Raw genomic sequence first — 780 nt, forward strand, 5'->3', positions numbered from 1 at the left:
ATGCTGCGCCGTGCCTCCGTCGGCAGGGGCGACATCTCATTGATCAGACCGTTCATCAGCGGGCGCGACTTGCGGTCATTGTTACGCAACAGGACCGTATATCGGGTCTTGCGTTCAACCAGTGTGGCAACATTGGCGTTGCCTTGGGCGCGCTCGAAGATCATCAGATCACCTTCCCAATGCCCGAACTGGCTGCGGTCGTTGATCTCGTCGGGGCGGTTATGGATACTTGTTTCCAAGGGGAAAACGCGATCACGGGCCTTTCGGGCGTAGCGCGGCTTACGCTTCTTCCGACGTTCCGGCAAATAGCGCCCAAGTTCCTGAGACTGGCCATCCTTCGAATAGACGTATTGATAGATCGTCTCATGACATAGCCGATATGGCGCGCGGGGCTCGATCTTCAGGCGGCCGGCGATCTGTTCGGGTGACCAGCCGTTCTTCAGCTTGGTGATCACTTCCTCCCGCAGGTCCTCGTGTCGTTCCAACTTGCGCCGCTTCAGGTGGCGACGATCCGCGAGCGTTTGCGCAGTCATGTGCCAGTAGCCTTCAGCTTGGGGGACGTCCTCGTCATGCCACCAGTTGCGTTTGATCTCACGGTGGATTGTCGATCGGTCACGGCCAAGCGTCTCGGCGATCTTTGTCTTCGTTGCATTTGCTTGAAGCATTGTCGCCAGAACACGTCGTTCATCCAGGTTCAATTTGCGGTAGGGGCGTCTCATCACATCCTCCTGATCTGCATCAGAAATTTATCCAGTGATGCAATCCAAAATGGAATGTGCC

At 56.4% G+C, this 780-nt stretch carries 1 protein-coding gene; it reads right to left on the reverse strand.

The window, feature by feature from the left end; genetic code table 11:
• The coding region (locus V8352_RS21860; RefSeq protein ID WP_336426360.1) for an IS30 family transposase at nucleotides 1–719 on the reverse strand (719 nt) is incomplete at its 3' end.
• Between the last annotated feature and the right edge of the window lie 61 nt (nucleotides 720–780).

Source organism: Roseovarius sp. D0-M9 (assembly GCF_037083805.1).
Classification (GTDB): Bacteria; Pseudomonadota; Alphaproteobacteria; order Rhodobacterales; family Rhodobacteraceae; genus Roseovarius.